The sequence below is a fragment of the Halobacillus sp. KGW1 genome, from assembly GCF_001592845.1.
GTDB lineage: Bacteria > Bacillota > Bacilli > Bacillales > Halobacillaceae > Halobacillus.
The window spans coordinates 304,799-325,415 of sequence record NZ_LSOC01000003.1 but is presented as its reverse complement, the minus strand read 5'-3'; the positions used below and the strand labels follow the sequence as shown (position 1 = coordinate 325,415).

At 45.3% G+C, this 20,617-nt stretch carries 19 protein-coding genes; 14 read left to right on the top strand and 5 right to left on the bottom strand.

The window, feature by feature from the left end:
* Nucleotides 1-16 precede the first annotated feature (16 nt).
* The 5 genes from dhaK (at nucleotide 17) to AXG56_RS10615 (ending at nucleotide 4,409) form a co-directional block, all read left to right on the top strand.
* A complete protein-coding gene (gene dhaK, locus AXG56_RS10635) occupies nucleotides 17-1,012 on the top strand; it encodes a dihydroxyacetone kinase subunit DhaK (protein WP_062514388.1) in 996 nt (331 codons plus the stop codon).
* 16 nt (nucleotides 1,013-1,028) lie between these two features.
* Entirely contained in the window at nucleotides 1,029-1,640 is a 612-nt protein-coding gene (gene dhaL, locus AXG56_RS10630; protein ID WP_062514386.1) for a dihydroxyacetone kinase subunit DhaL, read from the top strand.
* 2 nt (nucleotides 1,641-1,642) lie between these two features.
* On the top strand, nucleotides 1,643-2,020 hold the full coding sequence (gene dhaM / locus AXG56_RS10625; RefSeq protein ID WP_008633086.1) for a dihydroxyacetone kinase phosphoryl donor subunit DhaM: 378 nt from the start codon (nucleotides 1,643-1,645) through the stop codon (nucleotides 2,018-2,020).
* A gap of 126 nt (nucleotides 2,021-2,146) precedes the next feature.
* The gene (locus AXG56_RS10620) at nucleotides 2,147-3,751 is read left to right on the top strand and encodes a sensor histidine kinase (protein ID WP_008633087.1); all 1,605 of its coding nucleotides are present in this window, start codon (nucleotides 2,147-2,149) and stop codon (nucleotides 3,749-3,751) included.
* Nucleotides 3,732-4,409 (top strand): response regulator, encoded by a 678-nt coding sequence (locus AXG56_RS10615; protein ID WP_008633089.1) that lies wholly within the window; start codon nucleotides 3,732-3,734, stop codon nucleotides 4,407-4,409. The genes AXG56_RS10620 and AXG56_RS10615 overlap by 20 nt, the downstream gene beginning before the upstream one ends.
* A 128-nt stretch (nucleotides 4,410-4,537) precedes the next feature.
* Here AXG56_RS10615 and AXG56_RS10610 read toward each other — a convergent pair whose 3' ends face one another.
* The 4 genes from AXG56_RS10610 to AXG56_RS10595 form a co-directional block, all read right to left on the bottom strand.
* Nucleotides 4,538-5,218 carry an ABC transporter ATP-binding protein gene (locus AXG56_RS10610; protein WP_062514384.1) on the bottom strand — a complete coding sequence of 227 codons (681 nt, stop codon included), beginning with the start codon at nucleotides 5,216-5,218 and terminating at the stop codon, nucleotides 4,538-4,540.
* Between the two features lies 1 nt (nucleotide 5,219).
* Nucleotides 5,220-6,227, bottom strand: a complete 1,008-nt coding sequence (locus AXG56_RS10605; protein ID WP_026578145.1) for an ABC transporter permease — start codon at nucleotides 6,225-6,227, stop codon at nucleotides 5,220-5,222.
* A gap of 71 nt (nucleotides 6,228-6,298) precedes the next feature.
* Complete coding sequence (locus tag AXG56_RS10600) at nucleotides 6,299-7,672, bottom strand: cell wall metabolism sensor histidine kinase WalK (RefSeq protein ID WP_062514382.1); 1,374 nt, start codon at nucleotides 7,670-7,672, stop codon at nucleotides 6,299-6,301.
* Nucleotides 7,669-8,346, bottom strand: a complete 678-nt coding sequence (locus tag AXG56_RS10595) for a response regulator transcription factor (protein ID WP_082794468.1) — start codon at nucleotides 8,344-8,346, stop codon at nucleotides 7,669-7,671. Before AXG56_RS10595 ends, AXG56_RS10600 begins: the two co-directional genes overlap by 4 nt.
* Before the next feature lie 207 nt (nucleotides 8,347-8,553).
* Here AXG56_RS10595 and AXG56_RS10590 point away from each other — a divergent pair, with 207 nt between their 5' ends.
* The 4 genes from AXG56_RS10590 to AXG56_RS10575 all read left to right on the top strand — a co-directional run bounded on the left by AXG56_RS10590 (nucleotide 8,554) and on the right by AXG56_RS10575 (nucleotide 13,380).
* The gene (locus AXG56_RS10590) at nucleotides 8,554-10,125 is read left to right on the top strand and encodes a metal ABC transporter solute-binding protein, Zn/Mn family (RefSeq protein WP_064503494.1); all 1,572 of its coding nucleotides are present in this window, start codon (nucleotides 8,554-8,556) and stop codon (nucleotides 10,123-10,125) included.
* 202 nt (nucleotides 10,126-10,327) lie between these two features.
* Nucleotides 10,328-11,326 carry a tripartite tricarboxylate transporter substrate binding protein gene (locus tag AXG56_RS10585; RefSeq protein ID WP_008633106.1) on the top strand — a complete coding sequence of 333 codons (999 nt, stop codon included), beginning with the start codon at nucleotides 10,328-10,330 and terminating at the stop codon, nucleotides 11,324-11,326.
* A gap of 57 nt (nucleotides 11,327-11,383) precedes the next feature.
* The gene (locus AXG56_RS10580) at nucleotides 11,384-11,842 is read left to right on the top strand and encodes a tripartite tricarboxylate transporter TctB family protein (protein WP_008633108.1); all 459 of its coding nucleotides are present in this window, start codon (nucleotides 11,384-11,386) and stop codon (nucleotides 11,840-11,842) included.
* Nucleotides 11,843-11,856: 14 nt separating this feature from the next.
* Nucleotides 11,857-13,380, top strand: coding sequence for a tripartite tricarboxylate transporter permease (locus AXG56_RS10575; RefSeq protein ID WP_008633113.1), 1,524 nt, complete (start codon nucleotides 11,857-11,859; stop codon nucleotides 13,378-13,380).
* A gap of 38 nt (nucleotides 13,381-13,418) precedes the next feature.
* Here the strand turns inward: AXG56_RS10575 and AXG56_RS10570 are convergent, their stop codons facing one another.
* On the bottom strand, nucleotides 13,419-15,155 hold the full coding sequence (locus AXG56_RS10570; RefSeq protein WP_062514380.1) for an ABC transporter ATP-binding protein: 1,737 nt from the start codon (nucleotides 15,153-15,155) through the stop codon (nucleotides 13,419-13,421).
* 407 nt (nucleotides 15,156-15,562) lie between these two features.
* On the opposite strand from AXG56_RS10570, the gene AXG56_RS10565 reads away from it, so the two are divergent.
* From AXG56_RS10565 to AXG56_RS10545, 5 genes are read left to right on the top strand one after another with little or no spacing between them, the layout of a single operon-like run.
* Nucleotides 15,563-16,489 (top strand): NAD-dependent epimerase/dehydratase family protein, encoded by a 927-nt coding sequence (locus AXG56_RS10565; protein ID WP_062514378.1) that lies wholly within the window; start codon nucleotides 15,563-15,565, stop codon nucleotides 16,487-16,489.
* Between the two features lie 22 nt (nucleotides 16,490-16,511).
* On the top strand, nucleotides 16,512-17,252 hold the full coding sequence (locus AXG56_RS10560; protein ID WP_062514376.1) for a YveK family protein: 741 nt from the start codon (nucleotides 16,512-16,514) through the stop codon (nucleotides 17,250-17,252).
* A complete protein-coding gene (locus AXG56_RS10555; RefSeq protein ID WP_062514374.1) occupies nucleotides 17,245-17,892 on the top strand; it encodes a CpsD/CapB family tyrosine-protein kinase in 648 nt (215 codons plus the stop codon). The genes AXG56_RS10560 and AXG56_RS10555 overlap by 8 nt, the downstream gene beginning before the upstream one ends.
* A gap of 10 nt (nucleotides 17,893-17,902) precedes the next feature.
* Nucleotides 17,903-19,375, top strand: coding sequence for a lipopolysaccharide biosynthesis protein (locus tag AXG56_RS10550; protein ID WP_062514372.1), 1,473 nt, complete (start codon nucleotides 17,903-17,905; stop codon nucleotides 19,373-19,375).
* A complete protein-coding gene (locus tag AXG56_RS10545; protein ID WP_153017416.1) occupies nucleotides 19,356-20,603 on the top strand; it encodes an O-antigen ligase in 1,248 nt (415 codons plus the stop codon). Before AXG56_RS10550 ends, AXG56_RS10545 begins: the two co-directional genes overlap by 20 nt.
* Nucleotides 20,604-20,617: the final 14 nt, after the last annotated feature.

Here is a 20,617-nt window from a genome sequence, read left to right as displayed (position 1 = left end):
AAGGGAGTGAGTATGGATGAAGAAAATAATGAATGAACCTGAACAAATTATTCATGAGATGTTGGACGGTTTGACGTCTGCTTACCCTGAAAAAATGAGACGCCTGGAAGAAACTACGGTGATTGTAAGAAAAGACGCACCCGTGGAAGGAAAGGTCGGGATAGTGAGCGGAGGCGGGAGCGGACATGAACCCGCTCATGCTGGTTTTGTGGGCAAAGGCATGTTGGACGCAGCCGTTTCCGGAGAGGTGTTCACATCTCCTACTCCTGATCAAATATTAGAAGCCATTAAAGCCGTTGACAGCGGAGCCGGCGTCCTGCTGGTCGTCAAAAACTATACGGGAGATGTCATGAACTTCGATATGGCTAAAGAGTTGGCAGAAGCAGAAGGAATTGCTGTGGAAAGTGTGCTTGTGAATGATGACGTAGCCGTCGAGGATAGCTCATTTACGACAGGCAGACGCGGGGTCGCCGGTACGGTGTTCGTCCACAAAATTGCCGGGGCGAAAGCAGAAGAAGGAGCTTCCCTTGAAGAAGTCAAGAAGACAGCTGAACACGTTGTTCATAATGTCCGGACGATGGGGGTGGCACTAAGCCCGTGCATCATGCCGACATCCGGGGAGCCGAGCTTTCATTTGGAGGACGGTGAGATGGAACTCGGGATCGGCATTCACGGGGAGCCGGGGGTGGAGACCAAGCCCCTGGCCACCGCAGACGAAATCGCCACAGCGCTTCTGGACAGTGTGCTGTCAGAATTGGAGCCGGTAGGAAACGACCAGGCTGCGGTCATGATCAATGGGATGGGAGCTACACCGGAGATGGAACTGTACGTGTTTAACCGCAAAGTACAGGAATTGCTTGCCGAGAAAGGGGTTTCCGTTTGTCGTACTTTTGTTGGGGAATATATGACATCCCTTGAAATGGCAGGCTGCTCTCTGACTATATTGAAGGTGGATGACGACTTGAAGGCGTTATTGAATGCGCCGTCCGAGGCTCCCGCATTCCGTTATTGAGAAGGAGGAGTATACGATGTTGAACGTCGAAAATACCATCCAATGGATGATGATTACGAATGAGAAGTATCAGGAACAGAAAGATTATCTCACCTCCCTGGACCGCGCGGTCGGAGACGGCGATCACGGTATTAATATGGCTAGAGGGTTCAAGGAAGTGGCTTCTGCTTTGGAAGAAGGGTCCTTCAGCGACGTTTCAGATGTGTTGAAAAAGGCAGCCATGACCGTGATGTCAAAAGTGGGCGGAGCATCTGGCCCCCTTTATGGTACCGCATTTTTGAAAATGTCGACGGCATGCAAAGGAAGAGACGTCGATGCGTCCGTCTTCAGTGAAATGGTGCAGGAAGCACTGGAAGGTTTGAAGCAGAGAGGAAAAGCAGAGGTTGGCGAGAAGACGATGATCGATGTGTGGTCTCCAGTCGCCGAAGCAGTAAAAGAGGAAGGCACTTGGGAGCCTGTGAAATGGAAAGAAGCTGCAGAAACGGCAATGGAAGCTACAGAATCTCTCCAAGCGACGAAAGGACGGGCTTCCTACTTGAAAGAACGGTCCGTCGGTCATCTTGATCCTGGTGCTGTCTCTTCCTTTTACTTATTTGAAGCGCTGGCATCTGTGGAAGGGGCTGAGTGATCATGTCGAATGTCGGAATCGTGCTTGTTTCCCACAGCGATAAGGTGACCGAAGGAATAAAAGAACTGTTGGATCAGGTTGTCGGCAGCGTTCCGGTCGTATCTGCCGGGGGGAGTGAAGACGGTGGGATCGGGACAAGCTTTGACCGAATTCAAACAGCGATTCAGTCGATCGAAGCAGAAAACGTTCTTGTTTTTTTTGATTTAGGAAGTGCAAAGATGAATGCGGAAATGGCGATTGAAATGAGCGAACAGGTGAAAGCTCAGCTTGTATCCTATCCTATCCTTGAGGGTGCTTATTTAGCAGCGGTGGAAGCAAGCATCGACAAGTCGTTGGAGGATATATTGGCCTCCTTGCAGAAAGAATTCGGCAGGGACTGAAGAACCGGGGGATCCTTCCCCCGGTTTTCTGTTTTTTACAACGTCTGACAAATTAGAAAACTCAAATGAATCGGAATATGATACGATGGAAATAAGATAACGGTTTCATAAAAGGAGGGAATGAAGATGAGAGTATCACTCAGAACGAAGATATCGGGCTTGGTTCTTTCATTGCTCCTTCTTGTCATTGCCCTCCTTACCGGTGCGTTTGCTTATATTGAGAAAGAAGATGTAGAAGATCAAATGGGGCAGCTCGCTCTTCGTGTTGCGAGTACCGTCTCCTTTATGCCTTCTGTCCAACAGGCGTTTCAGCAGGAGGACCCGTCCAGGACTATTCAACCCATTGCGTTACGAGTGCAGGAAGAAACGGGAGCGGAATTCGTTGTAGTCGGCAATGCCGCCGGCATCCGCTATGCCCATCCGGACCCGGACAAAATCGGGAAGAAGATGGTTGGTGGCGATAACGATCGTGCGGTGATGGACGGGGAGTATTACGTTTCCACCGCTGAAGGTTCGCTCGGTCCTTCAATGCGGGGAAAGGCACCGATTTACTCCAATGACGGGGATATTGTAGGTCTCGTGTCGGTCGGTTTTCTGTTGGAAGACGTGCGTTCTTCTGTTTGGAAGAAGATGAGCCACGTCTTCGGTATCGCTCTCCTGACGTTATTGATCGGGGTCATCGGAAGTCTTTTCCTGGCACGCAGTATTAAGAAAGACACGCTTGGTCTCGAACCATATCAAATCACCTCCTTCTATCAAGCACGGCAGGCAATCCTTTCTTCGGTCAAAGAAGGAATCATTTCCATAAATGAACAGGGAAATGTCACGATGATCAATAATTCCGCCATGGAGCTTTTGAACATCAAGGATAAGACGGAAGGACGACCGATTAAGGAAGTCTTTCCTAATACGAAGATGCTGGAGGTCTTGAGGACGGGACGGATGGTGAAAGATGAGGAAATGCGCCTCCAAAACAAGATTGTCATCGTCAACCGAACCCCGATCATCCAGGAGGACAAAGTCATCGGTGTCGTTTCCAGTTTTCGTGATAAAACGGAGGTAAGGGAAATGGTGCAGGCGTTATCAGAGGTGAAGCGTTATTCAGAAGGCCTGCGTTCACAAACGCATGAGCATGCCAACAAAATGTACCTGCTGCTCGGCCTTCTTCAATTAGGGAAACAAAACGAAGCCGTCGCGATGATCGAGGAGGAGTACACCTATGCGGAGAAGAACAAACGGATTATTTTCGACCGCATCGGGGATGACACCGTACAGGCGATCCTGGCAGGCAAGATGAGTAAAGCGAGTGAGTTGAAGGTGGAGTTTGTGATACAGGAAGAATCGGAGCTGCAGCGGGTCCCGAGTCATATCAGCAGGACGGATCTTGTGACGGTCCTCGGAAACATCATTGATAATGCTTTCGAAGCCGTACAAAATCAGGAGGAAAAACGGGTGGAGTTCTTTGCGACAGATGTGGGGGAAGCAGTCGTTTTTGAAGTGACGGACAGTGGCGGGGGGATCCCGGAAGATTCTTTCTGCTATTTGTTTATCCGGGGATATTCAACAAAACAAGGGGAAATGCGCGGGTATGGTTTGTCTAATGTTAAAGAGGTCATAGACAAGCAGAAGGGATCGATGGAAATCAGTGATGCGCCGGATGGAGGAACCGTGTTCTCCATTTTCTTCCCTAAAGTGAAAGGGGCGGATGAGTATGAAAGTGATGGTCAGTGAAGATGATTTTCGGGTGGCTGACATGCATGCACAGTTTTTGCAGAGCATGCCCGGTATTACAGTGGTAGGAAAAGCGCTGAATGCGTCAGAGACGCTGGTGCTCCTCGAGGAAAAGCGGCCCGACCTGTTACTGCTCGATGTGTATATGCCGGACAGGCTTGGTGTTGAAATTCTTCATGAAATCAGAGAAACTGCTTTGGAGGTGGACATTATCATGATCACGGCCGCCAAAGAGAAAGAAGTTGTTGAACAAGCCTTGAAATACGGGGTCGTCGATTATATTATCAAGCCGATTACACTGGAGCGCTTCCAGCAGACTATAGAAGACTACCGCCGCAGGCGTACGTTATTAAAGAATGCCGACTCTTTCGATCAAGCGGGGATCGACCGCCTCCTGAAAGCTTCGGCACTGATAGAAGCGGAAGAACCGATTCACGTACCGAAAGGAATCGATCCACGGACGCTGAAAAAAGTCGAAGGGCTGCTAAGGGACTCCGCGGACGGATTGACGGCGGAGCAGGCCAGTAATGAAATGGGAGCATCGAAGACGACGGCACGAAGATACTTGGAATACTTAATCAGCATCAGGAAAGGGAAGGCGGAGATGAATTACGGGCGGGTAGGCAGGCCGGAGCGGAAATACTACAGTAATAAATAAAGCCGGACGTGACGTCCGGCTTTATTTGCTCTGCAGTTTAACTGTTATGAAAGTCTTTCTTATCTAGTTCCCATCTGTGGTGAATGAACAATCCCCCTGAGCACCCTCCCCCCAGGACACTGGCTTCTTCACGATGTAGTTATCCTGCCGTCGGACATCTTTACGGTCCGATCGACGTAAGAAAGCAGTTCTTCTTCGTGGGTGATCATTAAAGTTGTGGTACGGGAAGACTGGGTCACATCCTGGATCAGCTCTATAATTTCGATGGAACGTTTCGAATCGAGACTCGCTGTCGGTTCATCGGCAAACAGCACCTTTGGATCATGGATGATCGCCCGTGCCACGGCCACCCTCTGTTTTTCGCCGCCGGAAAGCGAGGAAGGATAAGCGTTTGTCCGGTGTGTCATGGCGACTTTATCCAGGGCCTCCCGGATCCGCTGTTTCTTCTCCCTTTTATACGCTGTCCATCCGGAGACATCCAGCATCATTGCAAGCTGCTCTTCCACGGTCAGGAAAGGAACAAGGTGGGAAGATTGAAAAATGAATCCGAATGCTTCCGCTCTCGCCTGCCGCATGGCTTTTTTATTGTTGGAATCCAAAACCTTGCCATCAAAGATGACTTCGCCTGCGGTAGCAGGTTGAAGTCCTGCTGCAATCGTAAGAAGTGTGCTCTTTCCCGAACCGGATGCCCCTGTCAAAGCGGTCCATTCCCCTTCTTTTAAGGATAGGTTAATTCCCTTCAGTACCTCTTCTTCCACCTCTCCGCTCTGAAAGGTTTTCTTTATCTGTTTCAGTTCTAAACGTTTCATCTTATGCATCTCCTCGTTGAATGGCTGTGAGTGGATCAATTCGCCTGATTTGAACGGCAGATAATGTCGAACCTGCAAATCCGACAATGAAAAACACGAGAGACAAGCGCAGAACGGTTTGTACCGACAGCGAGTAAGGCGTACCTTCAGGGAGAAGGTGGATCAGGTTCAAACTGACGGCACTTGCAGCCACAATGGATAAGACGATGAGTACCCCCATTTGAGTCCACATCATTTGAAAAAGTGTCCTCGTCCGCAGCCCCAAGGCTTTTAGAATTCCATACATCCCAACTTTCTGTACATTCATCATGTAGAAGAAGACAGCGAACAACAGGCCGCTGATCCCGACCAGGAACCAGACGATCATGGTCAATGTGGTCTGTTCGGCTTGGTAACTAGGAATGGTAGTTAAAAATTCTTGTTTTGAGAAGGGGCGTAATTCTGTAGTGTTCTTTTCATCTGATGCAACGAGAACCTGCCACTCCTTCAGTCCTGTCATCCTTTGGTAGGTGGACTCGTTTAGCAAAGCGACAGGGGAGTGGTTAAACCGTTTATGGTCTGTGAACCCTGCAATCCGCAGCGGTTCTTTCAACAAAGGTGTCTTAATCCATTCTCCTTCCGACAGCCCTTCTTTCTTAAGCGATGAATCTAGGATGACCTCCCCATCGCCGACCTGTTGTACCTGTTCCGGTTCATTAGAAGAAAAAAAGGCCACCGTATGCTTTTCTTCCTGTTCACCTGTCATCGTTCCCATCTGAATGGAGAAAGCAAATATCCCGCTTTCCGCTTCTGTCGACGGGATGGTCGACTGTGCATAAGACCCTTCTGCTCCTGCATTTAAGTGAAAAGTTTTGTCAGGCATCTGCTTGACCAACGAAACGTTATCTTCCGACAACCCTTCGGAAAGTCCGGACAAGATAAAGGTCATTAAGCTTAATAGAAAAACGATGGATCCGAGCAGCAGAAATCTTGCTTTATTTTTCTTCATTTCCTTCCATGCCATATTCATCTACTTCATTCCTCTCTGTTCTTTCTGCTTCCATGTTAATCATCCTGTGTGAACAGAAGGTGAATGAAAGATTACAGCCTTGGCAGGGTGACAAGGAAAGTGGACCCGGAACCAGGTTCACTGTGTAAATGGACGCTCCCATCATGGAGGTCGATGATTTCTTTGACGATGGAAAGCCCCAGTCCAGTACCCGGCACAGAACGGGATCTGGCTTGATCCGCCCGGTAGAAGCGGTCGAATACCTGCTCCTGCTCCTCTTCTGATAAACCGATGCCGCAATCCGTTATGGAGACGTTTATCTCATCCGCTGTGGCGGTTCCCTGAATCGATATTGTCCCCTCTGTGCTGTTATACTTGATTGCGTTTGTCAGCAAATTTTCCCAGACTGTATAAAGTAGAGCTTCGTTCCCAAGGCAGATCATTTCGTCCAGATTGTAGCTGATCGACATCCCCGCTTCATCTATTCTCCAGTGATACCTTCGTATCAATTGCTTTAATTGGCCGCTTACGTCGACCGGGCTCTTCTTTATGTTTTCTTCTTCCGGAGAAAGTGAAGAGAGAGTCAGCAATTGACTGGATAAGGCAGACATCCGTTCTGCTTCTTCCTGGATGACGGCCAAATATTTCTGCCGCTCTGCATGCGGAAGATTGTCATTCTCCAGCAGACGGCTGTATCCCTGAATATTGGAGAGCGGCGTCCGGATGTCGTGGGATACGTTTGAAACGAAACTTTTTCTCATTTCATCCAGCTTGCCCAGCCGGGTGATCATGTCATTGAAACGGCGGGCCAGCTGGCCGATTTCGTCTTTCCTTGTCACCTTCAAGTAAACACCGAACCCTTCTTCGCCGACCTTGTTGACAGCAGCCGTCAATTTCCGGATGGGGTGAATGATCAACCCTGACCAAATCAGCATAGCCGCAAGACTTAATAATACGATGGCAGCAACCATCCACGCGAGCAGGATGTGAAGTTCATTGAACAGCAGTTCGATGTCCGGCCGCATGAACAAGGCGTATCGTGTTCCCTCATATGTTAGAGGCACCCCGACGGTGTTCCGCAGTTCATTGGCGAAGAAGCCTGTCACAAACGTCTCCTTCGGAAAATCACGCATACCATGATAGATGTCTCCCTCGATCACCCGGCTGACGGCGGATGCCGGCAAATTATGTTCATTAAACGAGCGTCCAAAGTATTGTTCCCCTTCCTTCTCACTGAAAAGGTAGAGCTGATAGCCGGTGGAGGCGGTATGTTGAAGAAAATCCTCAAGGCTTTTCTCTGTTTCTCCATAGGCAGCCATTTGAAGCGCAATCTTCGTGTTCTTCGTGTCATTTTCCGGCTTCAGCTCATTCTGATAGTAAAGATTGGAAAGGAGAAATCCGGTAACAGCGCTTCCGATCATAATGAACAACGTCGTCCATAGGAATTTAGAATACAGGGTTTTCATAAAAGAGACGCCTCCAACTTGTAACCGATCCCTCGGACCGTGGTAATTTTGACAGATGATTCAGCGCCGGCCAGCCTTTCTCTGATTCGTTTGATATGCACATTGAGTGTTCGTTCATCGCCTTCAAAATCGAGTCCCCATATTTGCTCAATCAGCATATCACGCTGGAGGACACGATTCGGGCGGCTGGCTAATAAGCTTAACAGTTCGAATTCCTTGAGAGGAAGTAGAAGATGCTGCCTGCCGATTGCCACTTCATAATTTTTTCTATCTATGATTATATCTCCGGCGCGGACGACCAAATCAGCAGGCTTATCATAACGTCGCAGAACGGCTCGTATTCGGAAGACCAATTCCCTCGGCTCAAACGGCTTCACGATATAATCATCTGTCCCCGCATCATAGCCCTGTTCTTTATCGTAGAGCTCTCCTTTAGCTGTGAGCAGGATTACAGGCAGGTCATAAAATTTACGAATTTCTTTTGTTAGCGAGAAACCATCCAGCCCCGGCATCATCACATCGACAATGACGAGATCAAAGGATTCCTTCTCGAGCATAAGAAGCGCTGCTTTGCCGTCTTCAGCAGTCCGTGCAAGGAACCCTGCCTGTTCTACAGTAAGTTTTACAAGATCCAATATATGGGGATCGTCATCAACGATTAAAATGGAAATCATTCATTTCATCCTCTCTTTACTCCTTCTTTCCCTTTACCTTTACACAGTAAAGTGAACAGAAGGTGAACGGATAACCTCATCCTACCCATTTTACTATGTAACTAAAAAACAAGTCTGTCATGGAATTGATAAAAATCGTAATAATTACTGTTTACAAATAGTAATGATTACGATAATATAAGTTTGAACAAAAGGAGGAGAGAGAACTTGGTTAAGAAATTACTAGGAATCATCAGTTTACTTACTGTACTAATTGCTCTTGCTGCATGTGGAAACGATACGGCGAGCAGTGGAGAAGGGGAAAAAGAAACCTCGGAGGAACCGCTGAAGATATTTACCACGGTGTATCCGCTCCAGTTTTTTGCTCAGCAGATTGCAGGGGATGGTGCTTCGGTTGAGTCCATTCTCGCACCAGGTTCAGATGCGCATACATATGAACCGACGACGAAGGAAATGATAGAAATCGCGGAAGCAGATGCTTTCCTTTACAACGGTGCAGGGCTTGAGACATACGCACAGAAAATCTCTGATTCTATTAAGGATGAAGATGTGACGATTTTAGAAGCGACGGATGGAGTAGAACTGGCGGAACACGCCCATGACCATGATCATGGAGATGATCACGACCACGGACACAGCCACGGAGATCAGGATCCGCACGTCTGGCTTGATCCTGTCCGTTCCATAAAAATGGCAGAAAATATTAAAGATACACTGGTAGAACTTCGTCCGGAACAAGAAGAGGTATTCGAGCAGAATTTCGAAGAGTTAAAAGGTCAGCTTGAAAGCCTGGATGAGGAGTTCCGTACCCAAATTGACAGCCTTCCGGAGAATAAAATTATTGTCTCCCATGCAGCCTATGGATATTGGGAAGATTTATACGGCATTGAACAAATCGCAGTTTCCGGTTTAAGTCCGACGAATGAGCCTTCGCAGAAAGACTTACAGGGGATTGTTGAAACTGCGGAGAAGTACGGCTTAAACTATGTGCTTTTCGAACAGAACATTACACCGAAAGTTGCGGACGTCGTCCGGGAGGAAATAGATGCGGAAACATTGCGTATCCATAACCTTGCAACATTAACAGAAGAAGATATCGATAACGAGGAAGACTACTTCTCTTTAATGGAGAAGAATTTGGATGTTCTAACCAAAGCGCTTTCTGAAAAGTCGGACGTTGATATAGAAGTGGAGGAAGAGCATGGACATGATCATGATCATGCCTTAAGTGAAGAGGAACAGAAGATCTATGATGGATATTTTGAAGACAGCCAGGTAAAAGACCGCCCCCTTTCCGATTGGGCCGGTGACTGGCAGTCTGTCTACCCTTACCTTCAAGACGGCACGTTAGATGAGGTGTTCGCACATAAAGCGGAAGATGAAGGAGATAAGACAGAAGCGGAGTACAAAGAGTACTATGAAACAGGCTATAAAACAAATGTCGATCGTATCATCATGGAAGAAGACGGCAGCGTGACTTTCTTTGAAGACGGCGAAGAGAAATCTGCCATGTACAGTTATGATGGCTATGAGATCCTGGAATACGAAGGAGGAAATCGCGGCGTGCGCTACATTTTCAAGAAGGAAGACGGATCAGAAGGAATGCCTGCTTACTTCCAGTTCAGCGACCACAGTATCGAACCGACAGATGCTGGACATTATCACCTCTACTGGGGAGATGATCGTGAAGCACTGCTTGAGGAAGTGACAAACTGGCCGACTTATTACCCGAGTGACATGGACGGAGAGGAGATAGCTCATGAGATGATGGCTCACTAATTTAATTCCTAAGAAAGCATATCCGAATTGGATATGCTTTTTTTTCTGTTTTGCCGGCTTCGTTGTTACTTTCTATATCGTGAATTTTATTTGGTTAATTAGCTTTATTGCATTTAATATAGAATATTTTGAAAACGGTTACATTTCTGAATTCTTTCGATACACTATCATCAAGGAACGACAAATAGAGAGGGGTTATTGCATGAAACACATGTGGAAACTAGGGGCTTTATTGATTGTATTATTTTTGGCAGCGTGTGGGGGATCGCAAGCGTCCGGTGATGGAGATGACGGAGAATGGAAGCCGGATCGGAATGTTGAAATCGTTGCTCCGGCGGGCGCTGGAGGCGGATGGGATACGACTGCAAGAACCGTCGGTAAAGTGTTGGAGGAAGAAGGGATTATTGAGAAGAGCGTAGGTGTCGTCAACAAAGAAGGGGGCGGCGGTGCGGTAGGCTGGTCCTACATCGACAGTACGAACGATCCGCACAACATTTTTGTCTCCTCTCCACCACTTATTTTCGTTCCATTGAATGGACAGTCACAATTGTCTCATGAAGACTTTACACCACTTGCTAATATGATTGCGGACTATGGTGCTTTTGCCGTCGCTGATGATGCGAAATGGCAGGATTTGAATGAGTTGTTTGAAGATATGAAGAAAGATCCGGAGAGCGTGACGGTAGTCGGAACTTCTTCCCCTGGTTCTATGGACCATATGCAGTTCGTTGCCATTGCGAAGGAAGCCGGCGTCGACATCAAGAAGATCCGCTACGTATCTGCACAAGACAGTGGTGGAATGACGCAGATTCTCAACGGCAGCGCTGATGTCTATTCCACAGGGATTGCGGAAACGGTGGAGCAGGTGAGAGCGGGTAAGGTGAGAGTACTTGGTATTACTGCAGAAGAGCGTTTGGAAGGGGAAGTGCTGTCTGATTTCCAAACAGCCAAGGAGCAGGGCATCGATGCGACGTTCGTTAACTGGAGAGGCTTCTTCGGACCTGGAGATATGACCGACGGGCAGGTGAAATATTACGAAGAGAAGTTAAAAGAAGTCAGTGATTCCGACGCTTTTGCGGAAATGCGTGACAGCTACGGCTGGAACGAACTGTACATGGATTCCGAAGAATACAGTAAATACTTGAAAGAACAAAAAGAAGAGCTCTCCGGATTGATGGATGAGCTTGGACTAGGAGAGTAAGACAGGAAAGGGTCGCTTCGACCCTTTCTATTTACCATTAAGGTGAAGGTGATGCATATGTTGAAAACGTTGAATCAAAAATTAAGTATTTTTCTCATCTTGTTTGCGTCCGGATACTTGTATTTGAGCTACAACTTGAAGGAATATCCTTACGTACCAGTCGATTCGGATCTCGTTCCAAAAGTTCTCGGATATTTATTGATCGTTCTTGCTATTTTCTTATTTTTTGACCGCTCGTCGGAAACCGAAGAAGCAAAAAAACAGAGGGAGGTTCCGAAGAAAGAGATTCTCTTTCTACTGGCAGTCGGCGGTATGATCTTCGTTTACATCTTTCTGTTGGAAATCCTCGGATTCGTCATCACTTCCACACTGTTTATTTTCTTCTGTTCTTTGTTCTTAGGCTACAGGAAGTATAAGACGAATGTGCTGGTTGCTGTCCTGTTCCCGCTGGTGATGTATTTATCGTTCAACTACCTGCTGCAAATTCGACTGCCGCAAGGTTTATTACCATTTTAAAGGTGTGAGTAGCTATGGGTGCAATGGAAGGGTTAATGCAAGGGATTCAAGTCGCATTTAGTCTGCAAGGTATATTATTCGTATTCATCGGAGTCATGGCGGGTACATTGATCGGTATGATGCCCGGTCTTGGACCAATCAGTGCTATCGCGATCATGATTCCGATCACTTATGGAATGGACCCGTCAATCGCACTTGTCATGATGGCCGGCGTCTATTACGGTGCCATCTTCGGAGGTTCGACATCATCTATTCTATTAAATGCTCCTGGTGTTTCCGGGACCGTTGCCACAGCGTTCGACGGCTATCCAATGGCTCAGCGCGGGGAAGCTGGAAAGGCATTGGCAATCGCAGCTATTTCCTCCTTCGTAGGTGGAACGGTTTCCGTAGTCTTGTTGATGTTGTTCGCCCCGGCTTTGGCTCAAGTGGCGGTCTCATTCGGACCGGCTCAGTATTTTGCTTTGATGTTTCTCGGTTTGACAGCTATTGCAAGTCTGTCTGATGGGTCTACAATTAAGGCGTTGATTGCGGCGACAGTCGGTTTTATGGTCGCCACTGTTGGTATTGACGGCCAGACAGGAACAGCTCGCTTCACATTTGATACGCCGAACTTATTGGAAGGAATCGATTTTCTTGTCATCGCTCTTGGACTCTTCGCTTTAGCTGAAATCTGTTTTCTTGTTATTCGAAGAAAAGATAAATCGCTGCAAAGCCAAGGGGATATCGGCAGTTTGAAACTGTCTAAATCCGATTTTAAAGAAATGCGTGGGCCGATGACAAGGCAGTCCTTCCTCGGCTTCCTGTTAGGCGTACTTCCCGGGGCCGGTGCCACGATCGCTTCCTTCATCGGTTACATTACCGAGAAGAAAATCACGAAGCGTCCGGAGGAATTCGGAAAAGGTTCTGTTAAAGGATTGTCTGCTCCTGAAACGGCAAATAACGCGGCTACAAGCGGCGCGTTCGTTCCACTTTTAAGCCTTGGTATTCCGGGATCCGGTACGACCGCCGTCATGCTCGGCGCCTTCCTTGTGCTCGGCATCCAGCCTGGACCGCTTCTTATGACGGACAGGCCGGAAGTATTCTGGGGAATCATTGCAAGTATGTATATCGGTAACATTTTCCTGCTTATTTTGAATCTGCCGCTGATTCCGTACATCGCCAAGATTCTGAAAATCGCTCGTCCGCTGCTGATTTCGCTTGTCGCCATCTTCAGTTTGATCGGTGTATATGCCATAAGCTTCAGTACGTTCGATTTGTACTTACTCCTGATCTTCGGTGTCATCGGTTACTTGATGCGTCTGTTTCAGTTCCCGGCAGCACCGTTCATTCTCGCTTTCATCCTTGGTGGTATGATGGAGCAGTCGCTTCGTCAGGCGTTGACGGCTTCTGGTGGGGATATGATGATCCTCGTCTCTGACCCTGTATCCATCAGCCTTTACATTGTAAGTATTCTTTCATTCGTTATTCCTTTCATTCGCAGTAAAAAGCAGACGAAGAAAGAAGAAGAGGAATCAGAAAGCAACTCTGCATCAGCATAAAAGAAAAGCAGGCATCTGCCTGCTTTTTTTGTGTCACCTTATTCAACGCGCAGTTGTTGACGGGCGAAGTCATGATAGAGCGCATGTTTCTCAAAAAGTTCCTCATGAGTGCCGATTCCTGTGACGTGTCCTTTCTCTAAAAAGATGATTTGATCGGCATCCACGATCGTTGAAAGCCGGTGGGCGATGACGAGCGTGGTTCTGCCGTTCATCAAATTCTTTAAGGCCTGTTGGACGACGATTTCAGATTGACTGTCGAGACTGGATGTCGCCTCATCCAGCATGAGGATTTCCGGATCCCGGAGCAGGGCTCGGGCAATGGCAATCCGCTGGCGCTGTCCCCCGGATAGTTTGATGCCGCGCTCCCCGACCTCTGTGTCATATCCATTGGTGAATGCTTCGATGAACGTATGCGCATAAGCCATTTCAGCAGCTGCTTTCACTTTTTCAAAGGGAACTTCTCCCTCCAGACCATAGGTCAAGTTTTCACGGATCGTTCCTGCATAAATCGGGCTCTCCTGAGATACATAGCCGAGTTTCCGTCGCCAGGACTTTAATGTGAACGCATCGATCGGTTCATTCCCATAGCGGATGACTCCTGAACTTGGTTTGTAAAATTGTTCGATTAAAGAGAACAAGGTCGTCTTCCCGCTCCCGCTTGGCCCCACCACTGCCGTAACCTCTCCTTTCACAGCTGTAAATGTTACATCATGCAGAATCCTTTCAGCAGGATCATACCCAAAATGGATGCCGTCGATGATGAGACTGTCATCCCTTGTGTATACATCATGTCCTTCCTCCAATTTCTCTTCTTCCAGCGTAAGGATGTCCATCACTTTCTCCGTGGCTCCGATCGTTTTCTGGAATTGGGTCGCAAAGAAAACGATCTGGGTGATCGGCATAATGATCTGAAACAGATAGATAAAGAAAGCGGCAAGTTCTCCGGCAGTCATGGCGCCGGAAGAGACACGGATGCCTCCGAAGCCGATGATCAGAACAAGGACGACGATGATCAGCGAAGAGACGAGAGGAGACATTAATGCCTGGATGACGCCTTCCTTCAATCCCAGTCGATACAGCTTATGTATGCCTGATTTACCTTTATCCCATTCCATGTCTTCTGCATTCGATGCTTTCACTAAGCGGATTTCAGAGATGACGCGAGTCAGGTTGGCGGAGAAGCTGGCCGTCTCGGATTGGAGACCGCGGGATATTTCCGCCATTTTCTTACCGGTGGGAATAAGGAACAAAAGGGAAAGCGGAATGATCGAAAACATGACGAGCGTGAGCGGCCAGTCCAGGTAGAACAGGATGACGATTGCTCCTGTCACCGAGATGATCCCTGTCACGAATCCGGTGAAATGATCGGTGATCAAATCGCGGATCACTCCGGTGTCGTTCGTCATCCGGCTGACGGAATCTCCTGTTTCGTGTGTGTCGTAATGCGATACAGGAAGGACCAGAAGCTTCTTCCACAGCCTTTCCCGCAAGGATGCGATGATATGCTGGCCGACACGGGCGAGCATGTACACAGAAACACCGCCGGCGACCGCCTGAATCAGGAAGGCTGCTCCGATTCCAATAAGGATGGGGGTATTCAAGTCCTTCCAATCGAAATCGTCGATCAATCTGCTTGCAAAAAGCGGGATGGCAAGGCTTGCCAAAGTTGTGAGCAGACTTAGGAAGAGGGCAGTGCTGAATAGGATCTTCGGTGGGTCTGTCGCTTTGACCAAGCTGAGGAGTTGTTTCCATTTTGGTTGTTCTATATCACTCATGTAGGTCCCCTCCTAATTACTGAATAAATATATTATATAAAAATTAATAGAACAAAGCCTCCTTGACATCATATTTATTAGCAAATACTTCTTTAAAGTAACTTTATCTGAAACTCAGCAAACTATTTCTGAATAAAAAAGCTTTTTAATATCATGCGTTCCTATAGTTTCTTCACAAAGAACTAGAAACATTTTGTTCATTAAAAAGAACGAAAGTGAGAAAACAGAAGATAACTAGTAATTTCGGGAGGTTTTTACGTGGTTTTTTTACTTATTAGCGGTTTTTGGCGATTTATAAATTATAAAGAATGCATTATAATCATCTAAAGTATTCTTTATAAAGAACGATATGTTGAACTGTTTTTATGCTTTGTTGTTCTTTGTGAAGAACGGAGAGGGTGGAGGACATGAAGGTACTGGTAACGGGAGGAGCAGGTTTTATCGGGTCACATATTGCGGAGGAACTGATCAGACAAAATTATGAGGTTGTGGTCGTAGATAATCTAGTGACAGGTAAAAAAGAAAACATTCCTAACGAAGCTCCTTTCTATTTCGCTGATGTCCGTGGAGATATAGATGAAGTTTTTGCAAAAGAAAAACCTCATATAGTTATTCATCAAGCAGCTCAAGTATCGGTTTCCTACTCCATGACTCATCCTGGATATGATGCGGAGGAGAATATAAGAGGAACTATCAATGTTATGGAAATGTGTGTTAAATACAACGTGCAGAAATTTATCTTTGCTTCTTCTGCGGCCGTTTATGGAACCCCTGAATACTTATCCATTGATGAGAATCATCCAGTGTCCCCCATATCTTTCTATGGGCTTTCCAAGCAGAATGCTGAGAAGTATATTCAAATGTTTTCAGATGCATTCGGATTAAATTATACTATTCTTCGTTATTCCAACGTGTATGGAATAAGGCAGGATACCAAAGGAGAAGCGGGGGTAGTCGCCCTTTTTATTGAGAAAGCTATCAAGGGCGAGGACATTAAGGTATTCGGTGATGGAAAACAGACAAGAGATTTTATCTTCGTGAAAGACGTAGCAGCGGCAAATGCGGCTGCATGCATGATGGGAAATCGTGAGATTATTAATATCAGTCATCATTCCAGTACCTCTGTAATGAACATTATAGAGCAACTCTCCTTAATTTCAGGGGAAAGATTACCATATTCGCTCCATCCCGAAAGACCGGGAGATATCCGGGACAGTATCCTCTCTAATTCGAAAGCTTCTCAAGTATTAAAATGGGCACCAAGCTACAATTTCTCCCAAGGTTTGAAAGAGACAATGAATGACTACCAAAAAGACATGATGCAAGTGTTGTGACGAACAGAAAAGGGGGAGCAACATGGAAATCAAGACGTTTTTAAGTATATTGAAAAAAAGGATTTTGACCATCATATTCGTTAGCCTTTCTATACTTATTCTTGTTATTTCCGGATCTTATTTTTTTGTTAAACCGACGTATCAATCCATGGAAAATATCGTTGTTGGTCAGTTGAACAAAGAGAATAGTGAGTATAGAGAAACAAGAGAGCTAAGTATGCTTCTGGCCTCGACCATCGATTTTATTAAGAGCCCGAGTGTGTTGAATGCTGCCAGCGAGGAATTTAATTCCACCTATGAAGAACTGAGTGATCAAGTAGTTGTTCAGAATACAATGGATTCCCAAATTGTAAGTGTTGTTGTTCGAGATGACAGCCCGGAGGAAGCAAAGAAGATAGCTAAATTCATTGCGGTCACAACGGAAAAGAAAATGGCAGATCTTTTTGATGTAAAGGACATTTCGGTTTTAAGTGACTCTGTTGGTAACCCTTCAGCTCAAAGGGTGGACCATATGCTTGTCAACATAGGCTTAGGGTTAGTCGTTGGTATTCTTGTTGGAATAGGTACAGCTGTTATGAGAGAGCACTTTGATGACAGTGTTAAATCTTCAGAACAGATTGAGAAAAAATTAGGAATAAAGGTTTACGGTACCGTCCATTTAAAAAAGAAAGTTCCAAAAAAGAAATTAGTATTGGAGCCTCCGATAGAAACTACTGATTATGTAAGGGCGGAGAATAAAAAAGGGGGGGAAATGCGTGTCTAGAAAGCTGACAAAGCAACAAGCGAAACGAAAACAACAAGTACTTTTAAATAGTCGGATGTCTAGTACGGAACAAATTCGAATGGTACAGATTCAAATGGAGACATCAAAGGATTTGAAAGGTGGGAAATGGCTGATTACTTCCCCGGATAATAAATCAAATCAATCACTGATTACATCCAAACTTGCTATCTCTATTGCTAACCAAGGGAAGGAAGTACTTGTAATCGAGGGTGATATACGTAATCCAAGCTGCCACGAGTGGTTTAATATATCAAATAGTTATGGATGGACCGACACTTTATTAAATAAAGAATCAGCTGTTGGAATTATACAAAGGACGCATCAATCCAACCTGTCACTTTTGCCTTCAGGAAGTAATGAGTCCAGGGCAGATGAGTTATGGATCAAGGATGAAGTAGAGAAATGGATAGAGAGTGTTTCGAAAAGCTTTGATGTAGTCCTTATTAATGGGGCGCCTTATATCAGCTTTGCGGATGCACAAGTGTTAGCTTCTGTCAGTGATGGGGTCGTTTTGGTAGCAAGAGAAAATAAAACCAAAGAGAAAGATTTATTATGGGTTAATAATTCCATTCACTCCTTCGGTAAAGAGGTCCTGGGAGTAATATTACAGACCGGATAGGGATGAGAATTTGAAGCAGAAACGGAATTCTATAAGCATAAATATCCTGCACCTTTTTTACAGTACTGCTTTATCCAGTATATTAAATGCTTGTGCTTTAATTATACTCGCTTCTTATCTTCAGTCTTCTCAATATGGGCTCTTTAGTTTCATACTAGCATTTGCTATGGTCATGGGATATTTTACTGATGCGGGATTAAGTAATATTGTTTTGCGTGAGGGTGCGAAACAAGTGGTAACTCAGGAAGTTCTCCTCTCTTCCTATGTGAAGCTACGATTTCTGCTCTTAATCCTCACATTCTTTCTCGGTTTCATTACTTTACACATCCTTTATTTTGATGGCCCACAAATAATTCAAACCGGTTACTTGTTAATTATCCCGCTTGTGACTGGTGTAGCCCTACAAAGTATAGGGACTACTTACTTTCAGTTGTGTGAAAAAATGCAATACAGCGGACTGATAAGATTGTTTTCTTCCTGTTGCTTAGTCCTGTGTATGCTTACTGGAATGGTGTTACGATTTGATCCTATATGGATGTGCTTTCTCTACGGAGCTTCCTACCTATTCGCGGGCATGTTTGCACTTGTGCTCGTGAACCGCTATGTTGCCATTAGTCTGAAAACACCACTCCATAAGGGGATGTTTCGGAACTTGTGGGCATTCACTATTTGTGGTTTCCTGTTTGTATTACTGCCCCACCTCGGCCCCTTGGTTTTAAAAAGTACGCTGTCTCTTAAAGAAGTAGGTTTGTTTGCTGTAGCTTACCGAATTCCACAAGCATTACAGCAAGTCCCGTTTGTGGTAGCTGGTTCTTATTATCCTGTACTGTTCAGAACTTTCCAAAATGGAGAGAAGAATCGGAACTTGGATCATCGAATTATCCAAACGAAAATCATGACTATATTAGGAATAGTCATGACGCTCCCCTTTTTTTACTTGTCCGATTTTATAATATCAGTCCTTTTTGGGGAATCATGGAAGGATGCTTCCTTACCGTTAAAAATCCTTTCCTTGATGCTGGTGTTACAAGCTGTGAATATAGCTTTGGCGGATGGATTATCTTCTATGGAAAAACAGACACAGCGTGCTGTTATTCAGGTTATATCCATTGTTACAGGAATTATTATATATATACTTTTTAGTCGGTCATCAGGTGTGTTTGGTGCTGCAGTAGCTGGTGTTTGTGTAGAGGTGACAGCATTGATAGGTTTTTGGATATGCACTGCTCAGCGTATGTCACTGTTGAAAAGGGTTATTTTACCTTATGGAATATTCATTTCAACAGGGTTTCTGGTTGTTGATTTTTTTGATCCAGCCAGCCAAGTCCTTGCACTTAGTTTCCACGGAGTGACGATTGTACTTTTAGTCTTTTTTGATAAAGATTTAAGTGGGAAAATCATGTTTATTTCGAAGCGGTTCATCTTGAAGTATCAAACGAGAAAGAGAAGACAGGTGGGAGGGATTGAGAATAAACGGTCTTGATTCAGTAGGCACAAATCAAAGAAAAACACAGATCCTTCTCATGTTCTTCTTAGTGACTATGGCTAACTATAATATTTATATTGGCTTCGCTCTGAAACCTTATATGTTGTTTTGCTTCATTTTGTTGCTTGTCTATTTCCAATCTATCCGATTAGTGCAACTGCAGCTGTTTGAGGTAGCGATGCTTGTTTTTTATTCTGTCTATGCACTATCGGGTGCCTTTGCATTGTATTCTATATCAAGTCTTAGAATTGTAATAGGAATTATGCTTTATCTCTTCTGTTATTTCATTATTAAATCCCTGTTAGAAGGCGTGCATACAAGTCTGATAGGTATGGCTATTGGTTATGCTGGAGTACTGTTTAATTCTATTAGTCTTGTTTTGTATGTCGTTGGATTGAAGAGAGTAGGATTTTATTTTGATACAGGTGGAGAAAGAGTTATAGAATTAGGTCTTATGATTGATCGTAACTATCCGAGATTAATTGGAGTGTTGCAGGACCCAAACTTCTTTGTCTTCTATAATACAATGTTCTTTGCTTACTATCTTTGTAACACAAAAGGTTTCTGGAATAAGCTAGGATTGATGTTGTGTTTAACTACTAATGTCCTGACTTTTTCTAGAGGTGGAATTGTAATTATGGTTGTCCTGACCCTTTTTTACATTTTGTTTCAAGACCCAATGAAACAATGGAAAAAGATTTTAGGATTAGTTATATCGTTCACTTTGGCGTCTTTCGTCGCTATTTACTTTCTGCATTTTGATCTGCTGTCTATCTTGGATTCAAGAATGAAAGATTTTTCGGCAGATGGAGGTAGCGGTCGTCTGGAATTATGGGGGAGGGCGTGGGGATACTTTCAGGAGAATCCATGGACTGGGATAGGTGCATTTAATTTTGCAGACTACAATTGGTTTGAGTATGGAACGGACCTCTCTGTCCATAATACATTTTTGGATGTATTATCAGACGCGGGACTCATTGGAATTCTTTTCTATTTTCTCTTCCTTAGCCTGTGCTTGTTTCAAATGGTTCTTAACAGAGTCTATAAAAAGCAGCCGTATCTTTTTCTCACATTTGTAGGGATGGTTCTTCAAATGGCTTTTCTCTCTGTCATTATTAACGACATCTTCTTCCTGTTTCTTGCTATCCTTTCAACTTTTCTAAACCAAGATCATGTCAGCCGGAATAGCTCTTCTAACGTACGGACTAATATAAATGAAGCATAATCGAGGTGAATGTA

Excerpts from the sequence above, each read along its gene's own strand:
- dhaK (WP_062514388.1), top strand. The coding sequence starts at position 17 with ATGAAGAAAATAATGAATGAACCTGAACAAATTATTCATGAGATGTTG.
- AXG56_RS10560 (WP_062514376.1), top strand. The coding sequence starts at position 16,512 with ATGGAAATCAAGACGTTTTTAAGTATATTGAAAAAAAGGATTTTGACC.
- AXG56_RS10575 (WP_008633113.1), top strand. The coding sequence starts at position 11,857 with ATGGGTGCAATGGAAGGGTTAATGCAAGGGATTCAAGTCGCATTTAGT.
- AXG56_RS10580 (WP_008633108.1), top strand. The coding sequence starts at position 11,384 with ATGTTGAAAACGTTGAATCAAAAATTAAGTATTTTTCTCATCTTGTTT.
- AXG56_RS10570 (WP_062514380.1), bottom strand. The coding sequence starts at position 15,155 with ATGAGTGATATAGAACAACCAAAATGGAAACAACTCCTCAGCTTGGTC.
- AXG56_RS10585 (WP_008633106.1), top strand. The coding sequence starts at position 10,328 with ATGAAACACATGTGGAAACTAGGGGCTTTATTGATTGTATTATTTTTG.
- AXG56_RS10605 (WP_026578145.1), bottom strand. The coding sequence starts at position 6,227 with ATGAATATGGCATGGAAGGAAATGAAGAAAAATAAAGCAAGATTTCTG.
- dhaL (WP_062514386.1), top strand. The coding sequence starts at position 1,029 with ATGTTGAACGTCGAAAATACCATCCAATGGATGATGATTACGAATGAG.
- dhaM (WP_008633086.1), top strand. The coding sequence starts at position 1,643 with ATGTCGAATGTCGGAATCGTGCTTGTTTCCCACAGCGATAAGGTGACC.
- AXG56_RS10610 (WP_062514384.1), bottom strand. The coding sequence starts at position 5,218 with ATGAAACGTTTAGAACTGAAACAGATAAAGAAAACCTTTCAGAGCGGA.
- AXG56_RS10615 (WP_008633089.1), top strand. The coding sequence starts at position 3,732 with ATGAAAGTGATGGTCAGTGAAGATGATTTTCGGGTGGCTGACATGCAT.
- AXG56_RS10620 (WP_008633087.1), top strand. The coding sequence starts at position 2,147 with ATGAGAGTATCACTCAGAACGAAGATATCGGGCTTGGTTCTTTCATTG.
- AXG56_RS10600 (WP_062514382.1), bottom strand. The coding sequence starts at position 7,672 with ATGAAAACCCTGTATTCTAAATTCCTATGGACGACGTTGTTCATTATG.
- AXG56_RS10595 (WP_082794468.1), bottom strand. The coding sequence starts at position 8,346 with ATGATTTCCATTTTAATCGTTGATGACGATCCCCATATATTGGATCTT.
- AXG56_RS10565 (WP_062514378.1), top strand. The coding sequence starts at position 15,563 with ATGAAGGTACTGGTAACGGGAGGAGCAGGTTTTATCGGGTCACATATT.